The sequence below is a fragment of the Streptomyces sparsus genome (genome assembly GCF_054776295.1).
This window is the reverse complement of record NZ_BAAHCA010001362.1, coordinates 1-952: the sequence shown is the minus strand read 5'-3', so window position 1 is coordinate 952 and position 952 is coordinate 1. Positions and strand designations below refer to the sequence as shown.

The window sequence follows — 952 nt, the reverse complement described above, 5'->3', positions numbered from 1 at the left end:
CGGGCGGTCGCGCCCCGGCTGCGGTCCTGTCACCGTTCCGCTGCAACCGGGCGCGCCGCGCGCCCTGCCCGCCGACGTCCCGCCCACCGGCTCGTAGACTCCGGGCTGTGGATACGACCCTTCAGGACCCGCTGATCGGGCATGTGCTGGACGGGCGGTACCGCGTCGAGGCGCGGATCGCCGTCGGCGGCATGGCCACGGTCTACCGGGCCGTGGACACCCGGCTGGACCGCGTGCTCGCCCTGAAGGTCATGCACCCCGCGCTCGCCGGCGACAGCCAGTTCGTCGAACGCTTCATCCGCGAGGCCAAGTCGGCGGCCCGGCTGGCGCACACCAACATCGTGGGCGTCTTCGACCAGGGCAACGACGGCACCTACGTCTTCCTGGCGATGGAGTACGTCGCCGGGTGCACGCTCCGCGACGTCCTGGTACGGCGCCGGGCGCTGCAACCGCGGGCGGCACTGGACATCCTCGAACCGGTGCTGGCGGCGCTGGGCGCCGCCCACCGGGCGCAGCTGGTGCACCGCGACGTGAAGCCGGAGAACGTGCTGATCGGGGACGACGGCCGGGTCAAGGTCGCCGACTTCGGACTGGTCCGGGCCGTGGACGCGCAGACCTCCACATCCACCACCGCCGTCATGGGCACCGTCTCCTACCTCGCGCCGGAGCAGATCGAGCACGGCACCGCGGACACCACCGCCGACATCTACGCCTGCGGCGTGATGCTCTACGAGATGCTGACCGGCGCCAAACCGCACACCGGGACCAATCCGGCGCAGGTGATGTACCAGCACCTGCACCACGACGTGCCCGCCCCCTCCGCACTGGCCCCGGGGCTGGCCGCCGGCCTCGATGCCCTGGTGACCGGGGCGGCCGCCCGCGACCCCCGGCGGCGTCCCGCCGACGCGGTGGAGATGCTCCAGGAGGTGCGCCGGATCCGGGCGGCGCTGAC

Annotated in this window: 1 protein-coding gene; it reads left to right on the top strand. The window is 73.3% G+C overall.

What is annotated here, in order from left to right; genetic code table 11:
* Positions 1–107 precede the first annotated feature (107 nt).
* On the top strand, positions 108–952 hold an 845-nt coding region (locus ACYVE9_RS28435; RefSeq protein ID WP_461030762.1), incomplete at its 3' end, for a protein kinase domain-containing protein.